The 19,851-nt window shown below is 51.2% G+C and carries 28 protein-coding genes; 8 read left to right on the forward strand and 20 right to left on the reverse strand.

Features of this window, described 5'->3' with window-relative positions; genetic code table 11:
- The first annotated feature begins 105 nt into the window (after positions 1-105).
- Complete coding sequence (locus tag LMS44_RS13200; RefSeq protein ID WP_022523121.1) at positions 106-924, forward strand: DUF1206 domain-containing protein; 819 nt, start codon at positions 106-108, stop codon at positions 922-924.
- 192 nt (positions 925-1,116) lie between these two features.
- Here the strand turns inward: LMS44_RS13200 and LMS44_RS13205 are convergent, their stop codons facing one another.
- From LMS44_RS13205 to LMS44_RS13220, 4 genes are all read right to left on the reverse strand, one after another.
- Positions 1,117-1,434 (reverse strand): antibiotic biosynthesis monooxygenase family protein, encoded by a 318-nt coding sequence (locus LMS44_RS13205; RefSeq protein ID WP_022523120.1) that lies wholly within the window; start codon positions 1,432-1,434, stop codon positions 1,117-1,119.
- A 124-nt stretch (positions 1,435-1,558) separates the two neighbouring features.
- Positions 1,559-2,347 carry a slipin family protein gene (locus LMS44_RS13210; protein WP_009287026.1) on the reverse strand — a complete coding sequence of 263 codons (789 nt, stop codon included), beginning with the start codon at positions 2,345-2,347 and terminating at the stop codon, positions 1,559-1,561.
- Positions 2,348-2,393: 46 nt separating this feature from the next.
- Positions 2,394-3,746: an NfeD family protein gene (locus tag LMS44_RS13215; RefSeq protein WP_022523119.1), complete on the reverse strand. Its 1,353-nt coding sequence runs from the start codon at positions 3,744-3,746 to the stop codon at positions 2,394-2,396.
- Positions 3,747-3,952: 206 nt separating this feature from the next.
- Complete coding sequence (locus LMS44_RS13220) at positions 3,953-4,360, reverse strand: DUF4019 domain-containing protein (RefSeq protein WP_022523117.1); 408 nt, start codon at positions 4,358-4,360, stop codon at positions 3,953-3,955.
- A 201-nt stretch (positions 4,361-4,561) separates the two neighbouring features.
- On the opposite strand from LMS44_RS13220, the gene LMS44_RS13225 reads away from it, so the two are divergent.
- Positions 4,562-5,305, forward strand: coding sequence for a class I SAM-dependent DNA methyltransferase (locus LMS44_RS13225; RefSeq protein WP_022523116.1), 744 nt, complete (start codon positions 4,562-4,564; stop codon positions 5,303-5,305).
- Positions 5,306-5,315: 10 nt separating this feature from the next.
- Here the strand turns inward: LMS44_RS13225 and LMS44_RS13230 are convergent, their stop codons facing one another.
- A complete protein-coding gene (locus LMS44_RS13230) occupies positions 5,316-5,951 on the reverse strand; it encodes a LysE family translocator (RefSeq protein ID WP_022523115.1) in 636 nt (211 codons plus the stop codon).
- Entirely contained in the window at positions 5,948-6,364 is a 417-nt protein-coding gene (locus LMS44_RS13235) for a GNAT family N-acetyltransferase (protein WP_082116880.1), read from the reverse strand. The genes LMS44_RS13230 and LMS44_RS13235 overlap by 4 nt, the downstream gene beginning before the upstream one ends.
- 100 nt (positions 6,365-6,464) lie before the next feature.
- Here LMS44_RS13235 and LMS44_RS13240 point away from each other — a divergent pair, with 100 nt between their 5' ends.
- The 6 genes from LMS44_RS13240 (at position 6,465) to LMS44_RS13265 (ending at position 10,440) form a co-directional block, all read left to right on the forward strand.
- On the forward strand, positions 6,465-7,061 hold the full coding sequence (locus tag LMS44_RS13240) for a GNAT family N-acetyltransferase (RefSeq protein ID WP_022523113.1): 597 nt from the start codon (positions 6,465-6,467) through the stop codon (positions 7,059-7,061).
- Between the two features lie 203 nt (positions 7,062-7,264).
- Positions 7,265-7,831, forward strand: coding sequence for an isochorismatase family protein (locus tag LMS44_RS13245; protein ID WP_022523112.1), 567 nt, complete (start codon positions 7,265-7,267; stop codon positions 7,829-7,831).
- Positions 7,824-8,831: a GlxA family transcriptional regulator gene (locus LMS44_RS13250; protein ID WP_053857042.1), complete on the forward strand. Its 1,008-nt coding sequence runs from the start codon at positions 7,824-7,826 to the stop codon at positions 8,829-8,831. The genes LMS44_RS13245 and LMS44_RS13250 overlap by 8 nt, the downstream gene beginning before the upstream one ends.
- A gap of 45 nt (positions 8,832-8,876) precedes the next feature.
- Positions 8,877-9,680, forward strand: a complete 804-nt coding sequence (locus LMS44_RS13255) for a helix-turn-helix transcriptional regulator (RefSeq protein ID WP_498945347.1) — start codon at positions 8,877-8,879, stop codon at positions 9,678-9,680.
- Between the two features lie 52 nt (positions 9,681-9,732).
- A complete protein-coding gene (locus tag LMS44_RS13260) occupies positions 9,733-10,188 on the forward strand; it encodes a carboxymuconolactone decarboxylase family protein (RefSeq protein WP_009287032.1) in 456 nt (151 codons plus the stop codon).
- 45 nt (positions 10,189-10,233) lie between these two features.
- Positions 10,234-10,440: a YrhK family protein gene (locus LMS44_RS13265; protein ID WP_498945349.1), complete on the forward strand. Its 207-nt coding sequence runs from the start codon at positions 10,234-10,236 to the stop codon at positions 10,438-10,440.
- A gap of 50 nt (positions 10,441-10,490) precedes the next feature.
- Here LMS44_RS13265 and LMS44_RS13270 read toward each other — a convergent pair whose 3' ends face one another.
- The 14 genes from LMS44_RS13270 to LMS44_RS13335 form a co-directional block, all read right to left on the reverse strand.
- Positions 10,491-10,772, reverse strand: coding sequence for a putative quinol monooxygenase (locus LMS44_RS13270; protein WP_022523107.1), 282 nt, complete (start codon positions 10,770-10,772; stop codon positions 10,491-10,493).
- A 23-nt stretch (positions 10,773-10,795) separates the two neighbouring features.
- Entirely contained in the window at positions 10,796-11,350 is a 555-nt protein-coding gene (locus tag LMS44_RS13275; RefSeq protein ID WP_082116879.1) for a GNAT family N-acetyltransferase, read from the reverse strand.
- Positions 11,351-11,490: 140 nt separating this feature from the next.
- Complete coding sequence (locus LMS44_RS13280; RefSeq protein ID WP_022523105.1) at positions 11,491-11,982, reverse strand: RidA family protein; 492 nt, start codon at positions 11,980-11,982, stop codon at positions 11,491-11,493.
- A 60-nt stretch (positions 11,983-12,042) separates the two neighbouring features.
- Complete coding sequence (locus LMS44_RS13285) at positions 12,043-12,489, reverse strand: hypothetical protein (protein WP_027957582.1); 447 nt, start codon at positions 12,487-12,489, stop codon at positions 12,043-12,045.
- Positions 12,490-12,582: 93 nt separating this feature from the next.
- Positions 12,583-13,131 carry a nucleotidyltransferase family protein gene (locus tag LMS44_RS13290; protein ID WP_138800760.1) on the reverse strand — a complete coding sequence of 183 codons (549 nt, stop codon included), beginning with the start codon at positions 13,129-13,131 and terminating at the stop codon, positions 12,583-12,585.
- 94 nt (positions 13,132-13,225) lie between these two features.
- On the reverse strand, positions 13,226-13,621 hold the full coding sequence (locus tag LMS44_RS13295) for a GFA family protein (protein WP_082116878.1): 396 nt from the start codon (positions 13,619-13,621) through the stop codon (positions 13,226-13,228).
- Positions 13,622-13,655: 34 nt separating this feature from the next.
- Positions 13,656-14,282, reverse strand: a complete 627-nt coding sequence (locus LMS44_RS13300; protein WP_053857041.1) for a LysE family translocator — start codon at positions 14,280-14,282, stop codon at positions 13,656-13,658.
- Between the two features lie 662 nt (positions 14,283-14,944).
- On the reverse strand, positions 14,945-15,364 hold the full coding sequence (locus tag LMS44_RS13305; protein WP_022523102.1) for a MarR family winged helix-turn-helix transcriptional regulator: 420 nt from the start codon (positions 15,362-15,364) through the stop codon (positions 14,945-14,947).
- A gap of 476 nt (positions 15,365-15,840) precedes the next feature.
- Entirely contained in the window at positions 15,841-16,401 is a 561-nt protein-coding gene (locus tag LMS44_RS13310; protein WP_022523101.1) for a hypothetical protein, read from the reverse strand.
- A 65-nt stretch (positions 16,402-16,466) separates the two neighbouring features.
- Complete coding sequence (locus LMS44_RS13315; RefSeq protein WP_022523100.1) at positions 16,467-16,910, reverse strand: hypothetical protein; 444 nt, start codon at positions 16,908-16,910, stop codon at positions 16,467-16,469.
- 112 nt (positions 16,911-17,022) lie between these two features.
- Positions 17,023-18,603 (reverse strand): IS66 family transposase, encoded by a 1,581-nt coding sequence (gene tnpC, locus LMS44_RS13320; protein WP_180092307.1) that lies wholly within the window; start codon positions 18,601-18,603, stop codon positions 17,023-17,025.
- A 45-nt stretch (positions 18,604-18,648) separates the two neighbouring features.
- Entirely contained in the window at positions 18,649-19,005 is a 357-nt protein-coding gene (gene tnpB, locus LMS44_RS13325) for an IS66 family insertion sequence element accessory protein TnpB (RefSeq protein ID WP_138799459.1), read from the reverse strand.
- Positions 19,002-19,214, reverse strand: coding sequence for a hypothetical protein (locus LMS44_RS13330; protein ID WP_138799460.1), 213 nt, complete (start codon positions 19,212-19,214; stop codon positions 19,002-19,004). The genes tnpB and LMS44_RS13330 overlap by 4 nt, the downstream gene beginning before the upstream one ends.
- A gap of 145 nt (positions 19,215-19,359) precedes the next feature.
- Positions 19,360-19,845, reverse strand: coding sequence for a YehS family protein (locus LMS44_RS13335; protein WP_053857040.1), 486 nt, complete (start codon positions 19,843-19,845; stop codon positions 19,360-19,362).
- Positions 19,846-19,851 lie beyond the last annotated feature (6 nt).

Raw genomic sequence — 19,851 nt, forward strand, 5'->3', positions numbered from 1 at the left:
AGGCTGGACAATAGCACAGCACAAGGCCAGTATGGGCCGCGGATAAGCGCTATATGAACTAGATTGCATAGGGATGCGCAACGCCTAATATGTCAGGAGGACACCATGGCCAATAGTGTGAATAACCCCGACCACCGTGATGCGATTACCCTTTTCGCCCGCATGGGTTACGCCTCTCGGGGCATTGTGTATGTATTAGTCGGCGGCCTTGCAGCGCTGGCAGCCTTTGGACAAGGCGGCCAAACAGAAGGCAGTCGGGGCGCCTTAGAACGCGTGCTCACCGCTCCTTTCGGAAAAGTCTTGTTAGCCCTTATGGCCATCGGCTTGGTGGGCTACGCGATGTGGCGGACTATCCAAGCAGTTAAAGACACCGACCATCACGGCAACGGCGCCAAGGGGCTGGCAATTCGTGCGGGCTTATTGGCGAGCGCCTTTACCCACACGTTGTTGGCTTTTTTTGCCGCCACGCTCATCTTTCAATTGGCGGGCTCTTCGGGTGATTCAGGTGGTGGTTCACAAGGTGTCGCGGGCTGGCTGATGCAGCAGCCTTTCGGGCGCTGGCTGGTCGCTGGGGTTGGCCTAATCATGATAGGGGTAGGTATGGCCCACGCGCTTAAAGGCTACAAGGCCAAATTCGACAAACACTTCGCTATGCCACCACAAACGCAACAATGGGCCTACCCTATTTGCCGTTTCGGCTTAGTGATTCGTGGTGCTGTGTTTGTGATCGTGGGTAGCTTTTTTATCATCGCCGCTTATCAAATCAATCCCAATCAAGCAGGCGGTATGAGCGAGGTGTTTAGCACCCTGCGAAGCCAGCCCTTCGGTCAGTGGTTGCTTGGTTTTGTCGCGCTGGGACTTTTTGCGTTTGGCCTTTACAGCCTATTAGCGGCTGTCTATCGCCGCATTAATCCCGAAGTGTAGAGACCTGCATGGCCATAACATCCAAATGCACTAAGTAGTGGTTTGAGCGCATTAACCGCTCGAAGAATATGCTGTGTCTACTCGCCACCCTCTCCTTTCTGGAGACTATTCTTCTGCCCATTCCTATTGAACTGGTATTGATACCCTTGTTGCTGTTGCTGGTGGTGTAAGCCGTGAATCGGTGGCAACCAGCTAAATACCGTAATCTCGCTCGACTTTGGCGATACGGGTTTTGAAGTGCTGGTACCACTGCTGATGGCCTAGCCGCTGAGCTTCTTGATGCTCAGCATGGGCTTTCCACGCTTTAATAGATGCCAAATCGGCCCAGTAAGAAACTGTTACACCCACCTCATTACGGGCAGACTCCACCCCTAAAAACCCCGGCTGCTGTGCTGCAAGCTCAACCATTCTTGCGGCCATTGCGTCATAGCCGTTATCGACCTCGGTGCGTAGTGAAGTGAAAATAACGGCGTAGTAAGGCGGTTCAGGGGTAGTGGCAATCAGGGACATGGCATCACCGGGATCCTTGGATCAGAGGCTTCGAAGCATATCCCATGAAACAAAAAATGTATTCAGGGAGCCCACTGCCAGTTGCTGCCAAACCGTACCACAGGCAGTGGGAAGAGCTGTGAGCCTAGGCGTCATCCTGCGCCTTACCAGGCGTCGCTGCCGTATGCTTGGCTTTCATATCCTTGAACGCTTCCATGATGTCCATGGGCAGCGGGAAAACGATTGTCGAGGCATTCTTGTTGCTCATGTCGCTCATGGTTTGCAGGTAGCGCAGTTGCAGCGCAGCAGAGTTTTCCTGCATGACATTGGCCGCCTCGACCAGTTTCTTGGATGCTTGCAGTTCCCCTTCAGCGTGAATCACCTTAGCGCGACGCTCACGCTCCGCCTCTGCCTGGCGCGCAATGGCGCGAATCATACTCTCATCCAAATCTACATGCTTAATTTCAACATTGGCGACCTTGATACCCCACGCTTCGGTTTGGGTATCGATGATTTCCTGGATATCGTCGTTGAGCTTATCGCGCTCGGAAAGCATCTCATCCAGATCATGCTTACCCAGCACGGAACGCAAAGTGGTCTGTGCTAGTTGACTGGTCGCCTGGGTAAAATTCTCGACTTGAATGATCGCCTTTTCTGGATCGACGACGCGGAAATAAAGCACCGCATTAACTTTAACGGTGACGTTATCCTGAGAGATTACGTCCTGTTCCGGCACATCCATGGTAATGACGCGCAGATCCACCACCTCCATCTTCTGAATGGCGGGGATCACAATGACTAGCCCAGGCCCTTTCACTATCTGATAACGCCCCAGAAAGAACACTACGCCGCGTTTATATTCTGGCAGTATGCGAATAGAGGCAGCGATCAACATCACCACCAGCACGACAGGAACTAAATACGAAATAATCATTGGACACCTCGTTTAGCTGTGGGTCGGTTATGTCAGAAAGTGGGCACTAGCGGGGCGTCACATATACCGTCAAGCCATCAAGGCGCACCACCACAAGCTTCTCACCTCGTTTGACTGGCACATCGCTTACTGCGTTCCAGCGCTCGCCATGCAGCCTTACATGGCCGCTGGTCTCAAAATCATCCAGTGCAACCGCATCTGCGCCGATTAACTGCTCCGCGCCAGTGTGTGCCGGACGACGGCGCAGCGTTGCAAAGCGTGTTAACGTCCATAGCATTAGCCCCCCGGACATCAATGCCACACCACCGATTAGAGGTAGCGAAATGGCAAGATGCTCCGCGTCCATCAGCATTACCGAGCCAAGCACAAAGGCAATGATGCCGCCAACCCCCAGCACGCCGAAGCTAGGCATAAATGCCTCACCCACCATCAACGCCAGCCCGACCACCATCAGCGCAAGCCCGGCGTAGTTAATCGGCAGCACCTGAAACGCAAACAGGGCGAGCAGCAAGCAAATCAAGCCAATGGTGCCGGGGAACAGACTGCCGGGATTGGCCAGCTCGAAAACCAGCCCGTAAAAGCCGATGACCATCAAGAAGAAGGCTATGTTGGGATTAGTGATCAGCGATAGCACCTGGGTGCGCCAATCAGGGTCGAAGCGCTCAATGGTGAGGCCTGCGGTCTCAAGCGTGGCATCACCGCTTTCCATGACCACGCTCATGCCGTCAATCTGCTCAAGGAGATCGTCAAGATCGCGCGCCACCACATTGATGACGTTCTGCTCCAGCGCCTCGCTGGCAGTGAGATTGACCGCATTGCGCACGGCCTCTTCAGCCCAATCGGCATTGCGATCATGGCGTTCCGCTAGGCTGCGGATAAAGCTCACCGCATCTTCCATCACCTTGCGTTCCATGGCGCTGCCCTCGGACTCCTCAGCCGAATTATCTTCTTCGTCTTCATCGCTGCCGAGCAGCCCACCGCCCATCTGTACCGGCGTGGCCGAGCCGAGATGCGTCGAGGGGGCCATGGCAGCCACGTGGCTACCGTAAAGTAGATAGGTGCCCGCGCTTGCCGCTCGCGCACCACTGGGGAAAACGTACATCACCACGGGAATGTCAGCGTTGAGCATCTCGCGAATCATGTCGCGGGTGGTGTCGACCAACCCGCCGGGGGTATCGAGCTCGACGATCACCACCTCACTGCCCTGCTCGCGGGCTTTATCCAGCCCACGCTCAAAGTAGTCCTTGGTAGCCGGGCCGATGGCGCCTTCAATATTAAGCACCAGAACGCTTGGTGAAGCGCTTTGTGCCATGGCCTGCCATGTAAACGACATAGTAGCCATTAGCAAACCGGCAACCATCAACCAGAGCCAGTGCGGTTTGAGAGAAAGGGTTTGCATACCCACTCCTCGCATTCAACGCCTTGAACATTCCCGTCTGAATCTGCAGCCTATCCATAGCAACATACACAAGGCTATCTACTCAACGTAGCAGCCAAATTGAGCTTCGTCATGAACAACGTGATGGCAGGATTCGAGGGGAAAAGGAGCCTGAACCAAGGCGATGCTGCAAACCAGAGGTGGTTGCAATATTTTTGAGGAGTCGGTTAGTTCAAGTAATAACCACTAACTTTCCACGTGCCCTCTTCCAAGTGAGGAGTGATGGTTTCCGTAATCTGCGATGATCTGTTTTCAAAACGTGTTTGGAACGTCAAAACCGCGTAGTCATCTCTTGGAGCCCCAGGCATAGAGGTTTCGCGGACAACGCTTACTCGCCGACGCGACTGAACCGCACCAAAGTCACGACGCGCTGCACCAATCGTCCGTTCTAACATGTGCGGTGAAAGCGGCTTTTTTAGTAGTGAAGATGACGATTCCCATGCCTGCTCATACTGACCACTATCGATGGCTTCTAGCCACGCCAACGCCGCCGCCTCTGCCGCACTCGAGTTTGCCTGCGCTTGGTTAGACAGAATGAGAAGCAAGGTGATGATAAAGATCAGCATTTTCGGCATAACGGGCACTCTCGGCATTTAGCAACGACCAGAGAAATCTCGATGGTCTTAGGTATATATCGGTCATCGTCAGAGTTTCTTTAGGGCTGCAAGATGTATTTGCGTAATCGTTAAACTCCAAGCTGTGCCTGCTTCTCAAACCCTACTCGCTCGTTTACTATGCGCCACCCACCCTATTTCAGTAGCCACTATTAGGTCACTATGTCCGTCAATGCCCTCTATACCGACCTTTCTGGCTACTACGATTTGATGTGCGTGGATATCGACTATCAAGCGCAAAGCCACGCCATTCGCAGGCTGCATCAGATTTTCGGTAACGGCGGAACGACACACCTAGATTTAGCCTGTGGCACCGGCCCACACGTGCGCCATTTTATTGATTTTGGATACGCCAGTAGCGGGCTTGATATTAATCAACCCATGCTGGATATTGCCACCACGCGTTGCTCAGAAGCACACTTCACGTTGCAAGATATGAGTGACTTCAAGGCCAACGAGCCTCAAGACTTAATCACCTGCTTTTTATACTCAATCCACTACAACGATGGGATTGAAAAGCTAAAAGCGTGTATATCCAGTGCTCATTGTGCCCTCAAGTCTGGTGGTATTTTCTGTTTTAACGCAGTCGATAAAGACAAAATCGATAACGCTTTATCTGTTAAACACAGCGCCCAACAAGAAAGCGATTTATTCACGTTCCGCTCGGGATGGCACTACAGTGGCCAAGGTGAAAAGCAGTCGCTTAGGCTCAGCATTGAAAAAGCCAACGCTGAAGGAACACAGCTATGGAACGACGAACACCCCATGGTAGCCGTCAGCTTTGCGGAGTTAAGCGCACTCTTAGCGCCTCACTTTGAGGTTCATGTGTTTGAGCACAACTATGAAAAAATCATCCCCTGGGATAACGCCTCTGGAAACGCTATTTTTGTCTGTGTGAAGGTTTAGTCGTCTTCGACTAGCGGTTCTCCACTTTCTCAAGAAATATCACTGATAACCCCGCTGCAATGAACATTGCTCCAGCGCCCATATTCAGGCCTTGAATTACGCGCGGACGACTCTCCAACCAGCGCGCAAACATAGATGAAAAGAGACCCAGCACGGCGAATATAGCGAATGCCATAAAAGCAAACCAAGCACCTAGCAATAGCGTTTGCAACGCAATCGATCCCTGCGCCGGCGATACAAATTGAGGAATAAATGCCAAGATAAATAGCGCGGGCTTCGGATTAAGCACGTTGGTTAGAAACCCAGTGGTTAAAACCTCGCGGTAAGACAAACGACGATGCGATGAAAATGCAATCAAGTCTCTGGAACGTAATGCTTTAATACCTAACCAAATCAAATACCCGGCCCCAATCAATTTAACGGCGCTAAAGGCAACGGCAGAGGTCTGGATAAGAGCCGCCAAACCAAGAAAAGCGACAACCACATGCACCATCAGCCCCATTCCAGCTCCTACGCTGGAGACACAAGCCGCTAGACGCCCCTGGCTAAGTCCACGACTAACGGCGAGTATATTATCAGGCCCCGGCACTAGAATTATTAAAACGCATGCGGCAGTGAAAGCCATCCATGTTTCGATTGGTATCATGTCTCTCTCCTATCCCAAAACTTACGCTTACCCGTATTAATGGCAAAACCGTGCGTGCGCATCGGATGGGGCGTTATGCATTGAACCCTACCTGATACCTCTGCTTGCTTGGGCTGAATCCTGAAGACTCGTAGAACCTGTGTCGCGGGGTCTTTAGACCTCGTCATAAGCGCCGCTTTATAACAGCCAGCTTGCTGGGCAAAGTCTATAGCACACCTAAGATTGGCCTTACCGATACGTTGCTTGCGGTGATCCTTGGAAACAATCACATTTTCAATGATTGCATACGGTCGACCAGACCAACTCAAATTAGCACACATATTTACGGTACAGGTACCCATCATGCCATTATCAGTGAAGGTACTAACGATGCATCCCCCCTTTATGATATTGAACCAAAGACCCGCGGCAATTCCTCATCCACTACTGAAGTTGCCTCATCCCTGCAAATAAAAATTAATTCACTGCGTCTGTGACCAATAGTCATTTCTCTTTGAATCTAGGAGCCAGTATATGAACGTTCTGATTCAGAAAGGCTTTAACCTTGAGAAGGCTGGGCCTGTCGCTAAGCTATATGAAGAAGCTTTCGGCGCTAAATTCGCGAGCGCAATACCTGACAAGGCTAAGCGCATTCAATTACTCTCCGACTGTTTTGTCCCTGAATTTTCCTTTACTGCCATCTTTGAAGATGAGGTCATTGGGCTAGCAGGGTTTCAGCAGCCCAATGGTTCGCTAACGAGCGGAATCGGGATGAAACAGCTGATAGGCAAGCTTGGAACATTGAAAGGGCTCTGGGCATGTCTGGTGTTCAGCTTATTCGAGCGCAAGCCAAAATCTCAAGAATTGGTGATGGATGGGATTGCTGTCGATAGCCGATTCCGAGGGCGAGGCATAGGTTCCAGACTCTTGGATAGCATTATTGCACATGCCGTGGATAATGGTTTCGAGACGATCCGCTTAGACGTTATCGATAGCAACCCGAGAGCAAGGAGGCTGTACGAGTCCAAGGGATTTATCGCCGTAAACGAAGAGCATTTTCCCTACTTGAAATGGTTAATCGGCTTTTCTGGGTCAACAACCATGGTGTTGAAGGTAGCAAGTTTAACTTAGCAGACAATGCTCGCCCTCTCGAAAGCATATCCCTTCAGAGGTGAGAGCCTGGCGCCTAGATGTTCATTCATAATCGCCATTGTCAGATATTACCCTTCGGCCACACATGGCCGAAATTGCCTCCTTTGTGACCGCTTAACGCATCGTTGGCAGAATGCGTAACAGCTAATCTGTAACCTCACTTCAACACGATGAGATTAGCCATGACCCAGCCTAAAACCGCATTACTATTAATTGATGTTCAAGCCTCGTTCCCTGCCCGCGATTACTGGGTAGAATCACTGGCTCAGGCGTGGCGTCCCAAGCAGCGTGCGGTGCTGAACGCAGCCCAGACCAACGATATACCGGTTGTGCGCATTCTGCATGAGGCACCTGGCAGCCAAGGGGCTTTCGACCCTGACGGTGGCCTTATTCGTCCGCTTGATGACTTTAACGATGAAGTGGCGGTAACCTTTCATAAACGTGCGCATAACGCGTTCAGCGATACCTCACTAGAAAGCTGGTTACGGGAGCGAGGCATTGAACGGCTGGCGATTAGCGGTATTCGTACCGAGCAATGCTGCGAAACCACCGCACGGGTGGCGTCGGATTTAGGGTTTAGCGTCGACTTTATCAGCGATGCTACCCTAACGTTCCCCATGACACGCCACGGCATCACCTGGTCAGCAGATGATATTAAGGCGCGCACCGAACTGGTACTTGAAGACCGCTTTGCGCGTATTATCAGCACACAAGACATGATCAACGAATGGCAAAACCCCCGTGAGTGAAGAGCAACACAATAGCCAACCGCCATCCACAAGAGCCACCACCTTGCGGGTGGCGGTACTGATGATGCCCGGCCAAGTGCCACTTGATTTGGTTGGCCCACTTCAGGTCTTACAGTGTGCTGACCGGCTTTCGATAGACATTCAGGTGCGCTATCTCGGCCCCAAAGCGGCCATGCAGTGGCTAGGGCCGCTGACCCTTAGCGGCATCGATCCCTTGCCTGAACAGCTTCCTACTCAAGATTTACTGCTTATTCCTGGGCAGTACCGCAATAGCCTTGAGCCATTAGCGCAGCAAGAGTGTGTTGCTTGGCTCAAAGCGAATGCCCACTATGCAGATACGCTGATGACCGTTTGCTCAGGCACGCTATTACTGGCAGACGCGGGCCTGTTAAAGGGAAGACGCTGTACCACCCACCACGCGCTAATCGAGCAGTTACAAGCCAAAGCCCCACAAGCAAAGGTACAAAGTGATTGTATCTTTACCGAGGACGGGCGCTATTTAACCAGCGCGGGGATTTCGACCGGCATTGATACCATGCTGTACTGGCTTACCCGTGCTTGTGGCCATTCACTGGCCTTGGCGGTAGCGCGAGAGATGGTGCTGTATCTTCGTCGCAGTGGTCAGGAGCCTCAATTGGGTGCATGGCTTGAGGGCCGCAATCATGTGGATGAACGGCTGCATCGCGTTCAAGATGCAATATGTGCCGCCCCTTCGCAAACCTGGCGTATCGAGACATTGGCGGCTCAGGCAGCCATGAGCGAGCGTCATTTTCGGCGCCAATTCAAAAGCCTCACCGGCATGCTGGTGGGCGACTACATTATGGGGTTGCGCCTGCAGCGAGCCAAAGCGTTAATGACCGAAACGACATGGACGCTAGCGCGTATCGCCGAAGCATCCGGATTCGGGGATGAGCGGCAGCTAAGGCGCAACTGGGCTCGCCAGGAAAAAGCGCCGCCTAGTGTATGGCGCCGGGCCAGCTCCCAGACGCTGCGTGATTGAGTTAATGTGAGCCATCATTAAAAAAACATACCATTGGTTAACGCCATGACCGAGTTCATCTTGCCAAGCAACGCTAACGATCTAAATTTTCGGCATCGCCTGCCTGATAAACGCTTAGCCCCGTGGGTTCAGTGCCTTTGGTCAATGGGGCGCCCAGGGCATCTCACTGAATCAAGAACCGAAAAGTTCTACCCTGATGCCGATGCTAGCCTCAGCATCAAGCTCACCAGCCCCCACCCCATTATCACGCTCTGTTTCAACAAAACCACGTTGATAGAGACACTCGACACCACCGCACCCTGTCTGGGCATTCGTTTTAAGGCAGCCGGCACCCACTGCTTGCTGGGTTTGCTACCCGAAGCATTCACAGATACACACTACCGCTTGGATAACGAGCTTGAACCATTAGGATTGCAAGGATTAATACCTGTGGTAGAGCGCCTCTACCAGTCGGACTCGCAACAGGGTTTACGCCTGCTGGAAACATGGTTGTTACATCGACTAGAAAGCCAGCCACCCGCCAATAGCCGTATCACTAAGATTGTTCAAGCCATTGGAGCACTTCAGCTTCCGCCCCAACAGTTAGGCGCCACGCTAGGGTTTACTCGACGTACCCTGGAGCGCAAATTAAAACGCGAGGTGGGCGTTACCCCAGGCCAATTAGTGGCCTATGCCCGGCTGAACCGAGCCCGCCATGGACTGCTTGCAACCACGCTGCCCCTAACGGAAATAGCCCTGCAATGCGGCTACTATGACCAAGCTCACTTCACCCATGCCTTCCAATCACTCGCCTATGAAACGCCCGCCGCCTATCGCAAGCGCAAACTGTCGCAAATTTACAAGGCGTAAAAAAACCTCGACGTTAAGCTGAGCTCTCAACTTACTCACCGAGGTCACCCACATGTCTACTCGTATCTCTCAACAGTCTGTATATCGCCTTTGCCCCCGCCTAGCTAAGCACCTGACGGCACTAGGCGACGTTGCCCCAGACTCAACGGTTGATCGCTCGATAATCCACTTGGTCAACCTACGTGTTTCGCAAATTAATCACTGCTGCTTTTGTCAGCACATGCATTCGCAAGAGGCCAGAGACGATGGCGAACACCAGGTTCGCTTAGACGTATTGCCTGCTTGGCGTGAAGCCCCCTGCTTCAGCACACAAGAGCGCGCCGCACTCGCCTGGGCCGAAGCACTAACACTGGTCAGCCAGCAAGCGGTGAGTGACAACGACTATCAAAACGCCCTAGCTGCGTTTGGTGAGCAGGGGCTAATTGACCTCACCGCCATTATTGTCCAAATCAACAGTTGGAATCGGGTATCGGTGGGCTTTCAGTTTGCACCGGACATCAGTATTTAAGCACTGTGAGGCTCTTGAAAGTAATAGTTCAGATAAGGAAATAAAATGAACGGTGAGATAGCGCAGCATCAACAGCTACCCAACCTACTCGGTCTCTTATCAAGCTTATTTTTCTTCTTTGGCAGTCTTTTGTTTCTTCCCGCTTTTGCGAGCTACGCAACCGTAGGCGTATGGTGTTTTGTAATGGGCTCACTGATCATGTTCATTATTTACGTGATGAGTATGAGAGATACTGGTAAGAAGCGCGGCTAATAGAGCACACATACGAAAGTAAGAAACGTCGGTTATAGCCGCTGGGTTAGCTACCCAGCGGATTGCTGACTGTAATGCCTTTCAATATTGGCTGAAACCTTACCGCAGGCGGAGGATTTCACTCTAGCTTGATGTCGCCCAAAAGAGTCTCGGTCAATGAACTCTTCATACACATCAAATCGATAGGGGTTAATAGTGCCTTGAACAACCTCAAAAACGAGGCAGCCGGGCTCAGACAGGGTTAACCGCTTATGGTTGATGAGCTCTGCTTTAACAGCGTTCAGATCCGGCTCGGGGACGATGATAAATCCTTTCAGTATGACCTTTGGCATTGAGCCTCCTCAGCGCATTACCATCAAACACCTATCGTGCCCACGGCATTGTTTTGTAATGCATGCCATTGCTGCAACGTTAACCGGTACAGCCTCACTGGACGGCCATGAAACTCAAGGATGTCGAACTCAGAAAACCCAGCTTTCTCTGCGACCTTAAGTGATGCACCATTTTCAGGCTCAATAATAGCCACCACCGACGATAGCTGCTTTTGATTAAGTGCATTATGGAGTACCGCTTGCACTGACTCAGACGCCAGCCCCTGCCCCCAGTACCGTTTGGCTAGCCGATAGCCTAGCCCCATCTCCTCAACACCATTGACCTCTTCGGGGCTGATACCGCAAAAGCCAACAAGATTTCCAGAATCCTTCTCTACTAAGGCCCACGGCCCGATGCTGTGAGCTGCATAGCTCTCCAAACACCACTCGATAAACCGCCGAGTCGCCGTTTCATCGCAAACGCCTCGAATCGAATATTTCATCACCTCAGGGTCGCTAAGGATATTGGCCAACTCGGGAACATCGTCTAAGGATAATGTCCGTATACATAGTCGTTCCGTTTCACAAATTTGCACCATTTCCTCCTTGTTGATGATGCTCTCGGAAAGCGCTAGCTCCGAACCCAATTGATTGTCGGCAGGAGTGTGCCTTTACTGAGCCTAAGCCCTCAACGTTTGGTAAAACAGCTACCAAAAGCGGGGACAGCTCAAGGAAGAGGTTAAGCGTGACGATGGTGTGGCGAAGAGTCTGAAAACTCAACGATGGCTTCAATTTCCACAGCAAACCCCTTCGGCAATGAGCCAACCCCAATGGCAGAGCGTGCATGCTCACCGCGCTCACCAAGAACAGTAACAAACAGGTCGGAACAACCGTTGATGACTTCAGTGTGAGAAGTAAAGTTAGGATCAGCATTGACCATACCAAACACCTTCACGACACGCTGAACCCGATCAAAGTCACCCAGCGCTTCTTTAATGAGCGCAAGGAGATACAGGCCAACCTCTTGAGCGTACATCCGAGCCTGCTCAACAGTGACTTCCTGCCCAACTTTTGGGACAACAACTCCCTCTTCTCGCAACGGAGCACCCTTACCTGACAGATAGAGCATGTTGTCCGAAATGGCATAGGAACGAAAGCTGCCCCTTGGCGTGGTAACGACGGGTAGTTCCAATCCCAACGAACGAATACGCTCTTCCACGGTTGATTTCATTACAGGCTCCACGTATATGCTGTTAAGGTTTTAATGACAACGCGCACTGGTGCTGGTTTATTAAAGATCTAGACGATAAACATTCCACTTCTTGATCTCACTGAAACCAAAGCTACTTATAAGATCATACCCAATATTGAACTCTTTAAGAACACGCATCTCAGCTCTACAGCAATTCTCAGACTGTGACTCATTTACAGCATGCTGTAGTAAAATACTTTTATTTTCATCGCCATCAAAACCATCGATCAAGTACAGATCCTCAATATAAAGAACGCGGGATCCAACGTAACTCGCAAACTTAAAATTATATATATAGAAGCCAATGGGCTGGTTGTCTTGATAAGCCAACAATCCAAAACAAGCAGGCGTAGAGGCCAAAAAAGCGTCGGCGTAACTTGTTCTATCAGCAGTAAACAGGTGCTTTTGATTTTCAGACTCAGCAAGCTTGACATTCAAGTCATAAAGATCGTTGATATTTTCATCATTTACTCTAGCAAGTTCCATAGCTTCATTTCCTATTAATTTTCAACCAATTTTCACGGTAAAGAAAATAGTTGATCTCGGTGCAGTGCTAAGCCCTGCCGATACAACAATCATCTATAAGACCTTTACCACCAACCTTGGCCAGGTTTGTAGCCATCGCTTAGCGCATATTCGGGCATCAAAATCTGTTCGCTTTGGTCGTTTGGGATTTAAGGTAATGGTATAGTCAAACAGAGGCTTAACACCAAAGGGAGCTACAAGAATAACGTCTCCATCATCATCCAAAGCAGCGCCTACAGCAGTTTCTACTTCTACCCAGAAACTCATGGCATCTTCAGTGGACGTATACGGACAGTCATTATTTCTCTCGTGCATTCTTGCCTGGTTCTTTACCGACCAGGGAAACGTTGAGACTTTCCTTAATCCTTGCTCGATCTCATGATCGCGGGAATCGCTTATGTCGTCAGGATCGAAGTAAATTAAATCGATGTCGTTAAGGGCCGTATTCTTCGAAAAATTATGCAGCTTGTCCCACACCAAGTTTCTAACGAATCCAGCAGCGAGACACCACCCCGGCAGCTTCCGCGCAGCCGCTATTGTCAGCGCCTCCATACGTGCCTGATCACTCATCAGCCATTTTTTGACCAGCGCTTCATGCTCCATCTCAATACCTTACTACCAATGCGCCTATTTTGAATTGCTGGGTGGTGCTGAACCATCCAACGCTGGACACGTTATAGTCTCCCTATCCCTGCTGCTACAGATCAGATTCATGGTTGATACCGTCGCTAACCGGTACACCATCCAAATCACAGGGGTTAACGCCTTCCAGGCACCCGACATTGAATCCATACACAGTGGGGTTCGAGCGCGTTTGGTGGTGGGTGTAGATGCCGCATTTTGAACAGAAGTAATGCTTTGCGACACCTGAATTGAATTGATATAGCTTTAGATGCTCAGCACCGCGAAGAATGTGAAGACCACTCAATGGTACATAGGCCATAACAGCACCTTTGCGCCTACAAATAGAGCAGTTACACCTTTTCGGGTCAACAAGACCATCAGGCAGATCGAGTTCGAGCTCCACCATGCCGCAGTGGCATGCAGCCCTGTGCCTAGGTTGAATGTTAACTCCGCCCACTTGCTTGACCACAGCTTTCCCCCGTATCTATCGCTGGCGAGGCGTTTTATAAGTTAGCATCAACTTCCTTCAGCCCTAGAAGCAGCGCTGCGCCAATCAAAAACGACCCAGATACCTTACCTAAGTACTGGCGTGCTGATGACTTTAGTTTCGTGCTAACCCATTCAGCTGATTTACCGTAGGAAAACAAGAAAACCGCATCCATGATGAGATACGTGGCACTCAGTATCGCAAACTGATGCAGAAGGGGCTCAGATGGGTTAATGAACTGTGGAAAAAGAGCAGCGAAAAAAACAACGGCTTTAGGGTTTGCGGCTGAAGTGATAAAACCTTGCCAAAACAAGCTTTTTTTCGACCGCCCCTGATTCGCCACACCTACATGGCTCCCGCTCTTTGAGAAGATCAACCGTAGGCCCAAGTACGATAAATATGCCACCCCCGCCCACTTCACGACGATAAAGAAATCACTGGATTGCTGAACAATGCTCACCAAACCTATCGAGGCGACAATCATTTGTAAAAAATTGGCTGACAAATCGCCTGCAGCGGTAAATAGCGACCGTTGGAAGCCATTGCTGACGCTATTGGAAAGCATCAAAAGCTGGCTAGGGCCCGGTGTACTCATCAAAATGAATACGGTGCTGACATACAGAAGCCAAATTTCCGTTCCCATAGCTCCTCACTTTGCAAAATTGAAGTGTGCTACGCCCACAGGCTCGACGAATTAAGGCTGCACCTCAAAAGGAGAAATAGCCGTACCTTGGTTGTAAACCATTTTCCATTCGCTCCCCTCTTTCCGCCATATTGACGTTCGCCGAGAATAGCTTGTACCTAAGCCGTTTTGACGACTGATAGCAACCCTATAAAAGAGCTGAATAAGATCAGAGCTCAATCTCCGGTGCTCAAAGTCCTGAGATATAGCCGACCATGCGGATTCCTGCGGCAAACAATCAAGGACACTATCTATCTAACCCGACAAAATCGCCTGATGCGCCGATCTCCAGGAAATCCGAGGATAGTAAAGACCACAGCTTCGCCGGTGACCTGCGCACCTCGAAGCTAAGCAAGGCTCTCTCCTTTTCTATCAGATCCGCTTCGATTTCCATAGCTGATTACCCTAACGTATGAACTCGACAACCTTCGTGGCTCCTTGGTTAGAGCCTATAGAATCAATGGTTAGCTCCCCTGTTCCTCGAGCAAGTCGACATAAGCGCCTTCAATGAACTGGGATGACTCGATACCGAGCTGATCCAATTTTCAGTGGCTTGTTCGCTGCAAACCCTTGAAATCTGCTGGCTGGTCTATCAAGAGTCAATGCCCAGTGGGCAAGCAAAACTACAACACTGCCTTTAACAGTTTATAAAACTCATCCAACTCTTTCTTATCAAGTGGTTCGAGCAATGCGGCAGAAGCGTGTTTAAACGAAACTTGCGCATCTTCATAAATTTTTGTCCCAGCAGTGGTAAGTGCCACCAGGCTGACTCTGGCATCACGAGGGTTTTCCTGCTTCTTAACCAGCCCTATTTTCTCCATAGGATTTAAAAGGCGAGTAACCCCTGATGGGCTCAACCCAACCTGTTCAGCAAGATCGCTACGGCGTACTTTTTGATTGGGTGCGGTGTATAGCTGATTGAGAACCAGATAATCGGACAGGCCAATACCATGCGCGGAAAGCGCACTGCCAATCCGTTTTTGGATTTTACTTTGCAGGTTGATGACACTTAACACCAATCCTGCCTCTATATTTTCCGACATAGTCATTACTCTTGCGCGATGGTTGATCCCACAAATATATACTCAAATGATTGCGCAGTCAAACATATTGCAAGCAAATGGTCGTTAGCGGTTATTGATGACCGAGTGAAATGCCAGGTTAGCTGCTCTCATGCATGTATGCACGAGGCTGACTCTCCTAATTCATGACAAAGAGAATTAGAATCCGTCCTTCATCTTCAGGATAAAATGCGACACGAAGGCACCACTGCTTCCCATTTCGAGAAAGGCACTAGACTTTGTACGAAAAGTCGGCGAGCGAAGGTCAGGCAAGGCAAAAAACGGCGAAAAAGCGGAGTTTACGAAGTGTAAATGAGCATTTTGAGCCGTTTTTTAACGCAGCATGGCCGAGCACAGGCAGTTTTCGTACAAAGCCTAACGCTAAAGCCTACCTTCACCGATGCTTATATAGCGCAATTTTGCTGCCTTCATTCCCTAAAAATTGAATTAATTGTTTTCTAGGCTTTGAAGTTGGGTGGAGTGTCCCAAAGCTGCACCTCGATATAGAGCTCAAAATCTGTTTCCCAATAGCGCTCGTAAGGAATCTCGTGATCATTGGCAGGGATTCCGAAGCGTGTAACGAGCCTACTCACCTCATTAAGCAGAAACACTTGATTGTAGTAAGGCTTGTCGTCTCGGGTTAGCGCAATAAAGCTATCCGGGTAAGTTAAAGACGTTACTTCGGGATCGAGCTCAGAGAGAGGGATTCTAAGCTCACCTTGGTTTGCGTTCAGGTCACGAAACCAAGGGGATTCTCCAAGCACTAGATAGAAGGGATGATCGCGGCGCGGTTTACCTCCACGCGCAACGAAGAGCTCACGCAGCCGAGCCTCCACCTCACGTCGGACTCCTATGTAATTCCTACCGTAGCGCCGCCGGTAACCGGGATCACGCTGATGACGAGTTAGGATATCTTGAAATACAGGATCTTCCGAGCCAGCAGGAAGCTCTGAGAGACTCCGAAACGGGCCTGTCTCTCGCAAATAATAGTGGGTAGCGAAATCGGGTAGCCTGATCACTGTTTCATGCCTTCGGCCAAGCTAATAGCCATCAAACGCCCCGTTGAGCGACATATCAAAGCAACTTATTGACACGCCCTAGCCTGGCTAATGAAATCCTCTAAAAGAGCATTCGCTCGCTCGATATCCCGCTCGTAAATAAACAAGTGATCGAATACGGCACCACACTGCGGGCCAGCTTTAATGCCGTGTTCATTTAACACTCGCAGAACAGGGCCGAGAAAACCAATCACATCGAAGGGAAGCTCGCCATCCGTTGATATAACTTGAAACGGGCCGAAGCTATCTCTTATAGAGACCTCAGTTTTTAAGCGTTCAACGGCTGCCTCGTCGACTATCGCGGATACACCTGCCTGATCGCGAATTAAACAGCTGTACCGAGCATCGCTTGCCACGAACACGTTAGCCACATCTTGAGCGGACGTGTCACTAAGATCGAGCATCCAGTAGCGTTCAGGCCAGATTTTCAATGTCATATTCGCCCATACCGCCATTGGATCTATAGACATTACACTCTCCTGTTAGACCGCCAATAACCGCTCGGTTCGACAGCTGTTAAAACGTCACATCGAAGCCGCAGCTGGGTAAGCGCTCCAATAACCCCATCTAGGCAGTCATTGCCTAGACCGGTAAGGTCTCTTTCCACTGCCAGGGCAGTAGCGTGTTGAGGTCATCGTCGTTGAGAGAGGGTAGCGTCTCAAAGACGTGCTGTAAGTAGTCGTAGGGCGAGAGGCCATTGGCTTTGGCGGTTTCGATCAGGCTGTAGATCGCCGCACTGGCCTGAGCGCCGCTCGGTGTGTGACTGAACAGCCAGTTTTTACGCCCCACCACGAACGGACGGATGGCGTTCTCGGCCAGATTGTTATCCAACGGTATCACGCCATCGTCCAGGAACCGAGTCAGGCGTGGCCACTGGTTGTTCAGGTAGTGCAGGGCTTTCCCCAGAGCACTTTTGGGCAGTACCTGGGCCAGTGACTTATCGAGCCAGGTGCGCAGTTGATCGATTAATAGTCGGCTCTTCTGCTCACGCAGTGCATGACGCGCTTCGGGCTCAAGGCCCTTCGCCTGTTTTTCCACGCCGTACAGCTTACGGATCTGGTTCAGCGCCCAGTCTGCCTTGCCGGTTTTACCTTTAGGCTGCACTTTTTGCGCCTCGACGAACTTACGCCGTGCATGCGCCCAACAGCCCACATGGGTGATCCCATTGCGGCGCACCACCTCAGCGTAGCCTTCATAGCCATCGGTGACCAAACAACCCGCATAGTCGCCCAGCAAGCGCACGGGCACTCGTCCGGCGCGGCTGGCATCATAATCGAACAAGACCACCTGTTGGCCCGGCGGCCCGCCGCGTTGTACCCACATGTACGAGGGGGCGCTGGCTTTACGGTCGGCTTCTTGATTGACCTGGAGCGTTGTTTCATCCATGTGAACCAAGGGGGCGCTGAGCAGGTGCCTGCGTAATGTATCGATCAGCGGAGCGACACGCTCGCCTGCTTGCACCATCCAGCGGGCCAAGGTGTTGCGGGGAATCGCCGCGCCATGGCGGGCAAAAATCTGGCTCTGCCGATACAGTGGCAAGGCATCTTGGTACTTGGCGGTGGCGACATAGGCCAGCAGCGTGGCGCTGGCATTGCTTTTAGGCAGTAACTTGGCGGGTGCCGGGGCGATCTTGACGCCGTCTTCGCAGGTTCGGCACGCATACTTGCGTCGCACATGACGGATCACCTCGACCCGGGCGGGTACCACGTGAAGTTCTTCGCTGACCTCTTCGCCGATCATCGTGAGTGCGGTGCCATCGTCCTGGCAGTGGCGGGCCTCTTCAGGTAGTTCATGCACCACCTCAACCCGTGGGAGTTCAGGGGGCAATGCGACCCGGCCACCCCGTTTACTGCGTTTCGGCGGTGCAGCGGATTCAGCTTCATCATTGCCTGCTGTGCCTGTATCGCCGTCTTCTTCGTCAACCGCCACTTCGGCTTCATTGATCAGTAGGTCGCGCTGATCGACGCGGTACTTCTCGGTGGAGGGGCCGAACGTGCGCTCCAGGGCCAGCCGGAACTGCTCATACAGTGATTGTTTGGTGGCTGCCCACTGGGCTTCCTTTTTCTCCATCAGGCGGTGAAGCTGCGCGATCTCTTCCTGCTGCGCCTGTACTTGGCGTTGCAGTTGAGAGACGGCATTTGAGGAAGCAGCAGCGTTTTTCATGCCGCCTATTTTACCAAAAACGCCGACAGAATAGGAGTAAGAAAGTTAACCAACCTGCTGAAAGTCCAACGCTTTGTGGGGCTGCATGGCCTTTAAGTTAACGCCATCCAGCAGCCAGTTAAGTTCCTGGCCAGTTAACGTGACGGTGTCGCCTTCCAGGTGGGTTGGCCACTTAAATCGCTCGCGCTCCAGACGCTTGTACCACACCACAAAGCCGTTACGTTCCCAGAACAGTAACTTCACCTTGTCGCGTTGACGGTTACCGAACACAAACAGCGCCTTATCGAACGGATTTAGCGCCATGGCTTCTTGAACCAGCAAGGCCAATCCATCGATTTGCTTACGCATATCCACGGGTTCGCGGCATAAGTACACCTTCAGGTCAGCACTCGGGCGGATCATGTCGCCACCTCCACTGTCACAAACCGCGCGGGACGACAACGCGGTGGTACCGGCACCCCTTGTACACTTAGCCGCCTCTCCCATGCCAGCAGGTCAGCGAGGCTTAACGCCTGGGAAGCGGCGTAGTCACTTAACGGCATGTTCTGCGCTGAGGCACAGTAAAGATGACCCAGCCAAAAGGCGCGGGTAGGGTTGAGTTCACAGGTCATGGTGATCTCCAAAACCAACAAGAGATCATTAGTGTGAAGAGGCGTAATTAGCTTGAGTAGATGGGTTTGGTGGCTCGCTTACGCAGCTGGCCTATACCTTATGATACAAAGTGCTGCAGTATTATATGAATTCAGGCCATGAAGCTCAGGACTCAGAGCTTGGAGCCTCCTGGTTTGGCCGCAACTGAAGCTGGATGCCGAGTAAGAAATTTCGCAGCACCTGATCTTTACACTCTCGATAATTCTTATGGCTGGGCTTGCGGAAAAACGCGCTTAATTCATGGTTACTTAGATTGAAGCCAGCCAGTTCAAAAGCAGCCAAAATATCATCAGCCTTTAAATTCAGCGCAATGCGCAGCTTCTGAAACACCATATTGTTGTTCAACTGCGACTCTGGCACGGGCTGTGGCCCTTCGCGCTTACCACGCTTGAAGCTGATTAACCCATTCAAAAACGCCGCCAGTTCCTTATTCTTCATGGTGACAAAGGCGTCGTCGTCATCCTTTTTCAGCCAAGCCGTTACCTGCTCTTGAGCCACGCTGACCTCTGCCAAGGCGAAGATATCCACGATGGTGCTGTCTTTTAAATCAAAGGTGTAACGTATGCGGCGAAAAATATCGTTATTGGTCAAAATAGT

Origin of the sequence: Halomonas profundus, assembly GCF_020865425.1 — a bacterium.
In the GTDB taxonomy this organism is placed as follows: domain Bacteria; phylum Pseudomonadota; class Gammaproteobacteria; order Pseudomonadales; family Halomonadaceae; genus Vreelandella; species Vreelandella titanicae.

Bases quoted from the DNA above. Each gene is read 5' to 3' on its own strand.
- LMS44_RS13200 (WP_022523121.1), top strand. From the start codon at position 106: ATGGCCAATAGTGTGAATAACCCCGACCACCGTGATGCGATTACCCTT.
- LMS44_RS13205 (WP_022523120.1), bottom strand. From the start codon at position 1,434: ATGTCCCTGATTGCCACTACCCCTGAACCGCCTTACTACGCCGTTATT.
- LMS44_RS13210 (WP_009287026.1), bottom strand. From the start codon at position 2,347: ATGATTATTTCGTATTTAGTTCCTGTCGTGCTGGTGGTGATGTTGATC.
- LMS44_RS13215 (WP_022523119.1), bottom strand. From the start codon at position 3,746: ATGCAAACCCTTTCTCTCAAACCGCACTGGCTCTGGTTGATGGTTGCC.
- LMS44_RS13220 (WP_022523117.1), bottom strand. From the start codon at position 4,360: ATGCCGAAAATGCTGATCTTTATCATCACCTTGCTTCTCATTCTGTCT.
- LMS44_RS13225 (WP_022523116.1), top strand. From the start codon at position 4,562: ATGTCCGTCAATGCCCTCTATACCGACCTTTCTGGCTACTACGATTTG.
- LMS44_RS13230 (WP_022523115.1), bottom strand. From the start codon at position 5,951: ATGATACCAATCGAAACATGGATGGCTTTCACTGCCGCATGCGTTTTA.
- LMS44_RS13240 (WP_022523113.1), top strand. From the start codon at position 6,465: ATGAACGTTCTGATTCAGAAAGGCTTTAACCTTGAGAAGGCTGGGCCT.
- LMS44_RS13245 (WP_022523112.1), top strand. From the start codon at position 7,265: ATGACCCAGCCTAAAACCGCATTACTATTAATTGATGTTCAAGCCTCG.
- LMS44_RS13255 (WP_498945347.1), top strand. From the start codon at position 8,877: ATGACCGAGTTCATCTTGCCAAGCAACGCTAACGATCTAAATTTTCGG.
- LMS44_RS13260 (WP_009287032.1), top strand. From the start codon at position 9,733: ATGTCTACTCGTATCTCTCAACAGTCTGTATATCGCCTTTGCCCCCGC.
- LMS44_RS13265 (WP_498945349.1), top strand. From the start codon at position 10,234: ATGAACGGTGAGATAGCGCAGCATCAACAGCTACCCAACCTACTCGGT.
- LMS44_RS13270 (WP_022523107.1), bottom strand. From the start codon at position 10,772: ATGCCAAAGGTCATACTGAAAGGATTTATCATCGTCCCCGAGCCGGAT.
- LMS44_RS13275 (WP_082116879.1), bottom strand. From the start codon at position 11,350: ATGGTGCAAATTTGTGAAACGGAACGACTATGTATACGGACATTATCC.
- LMS44_RS13280 (WP_022523105.1), bottom strand. From the start codon at position 11,982: ATGAAATCAACCGTGGAAGAGCGTATTCGTTCGTTGGGATTGGAACTA.
- LMS44_RS13285 (WP_027957582.1), bottom strand. From the start codon at position 12,489: ATGGAACTTGCTAGAGTAAATGATGAAAATATCAACGATCTTTATGAC.
- LMS44_RS13290 (WP_138800760.1), bottom strand. From the start codon at position 13,131: ATGGAGCATGAAGCGCTGGTCAAAAAATGGCTGATGAGTGATCAGGCA.
- LMS44_RS13300 (WP_053857041.1), bottom strand. From the start codon at position 14,282: ATGGGAACGGAAATTTGGCTTCTGTATGTCAGCACCGTATTCATTTTG.
- LMS44_RS13305 (WP_022523102.1), bottom strand. From the start codon at position 15,364: ATGTCGGAAAATATAGAGGCAGGATTGGTGTTAAGTGTCATCAACCTG.
- LMS44_RS13315 (WP_022523100.1), bottom strand. From the start codon at position 16,910: ATGTCTATAGATCCAATGGCGGTATGGGCGAATATGACATTGAAAATC.
- tnpC (WP_180092307.1), bottom strand. From the start codon at position 18,603: ATGAAAAACGCTGCTGCTTCCTCAAATGCCGTCTCTCAACTGCAACGC.
- tnpB (WP_138799459.1), bottom strand. From the start codon at position 19,005: ATGATCCGCCCGAGTGCTGACCTGAAGGTGTACTTATGCCGCGAACCC.
- LMS44_RS13330 (WP_138799460.1), bottom strand. From the start codon at position 19,214: ATGACCTGTGAACTCAACCCTACCCGCGCCTTTTGGCTGGGTCATCTT.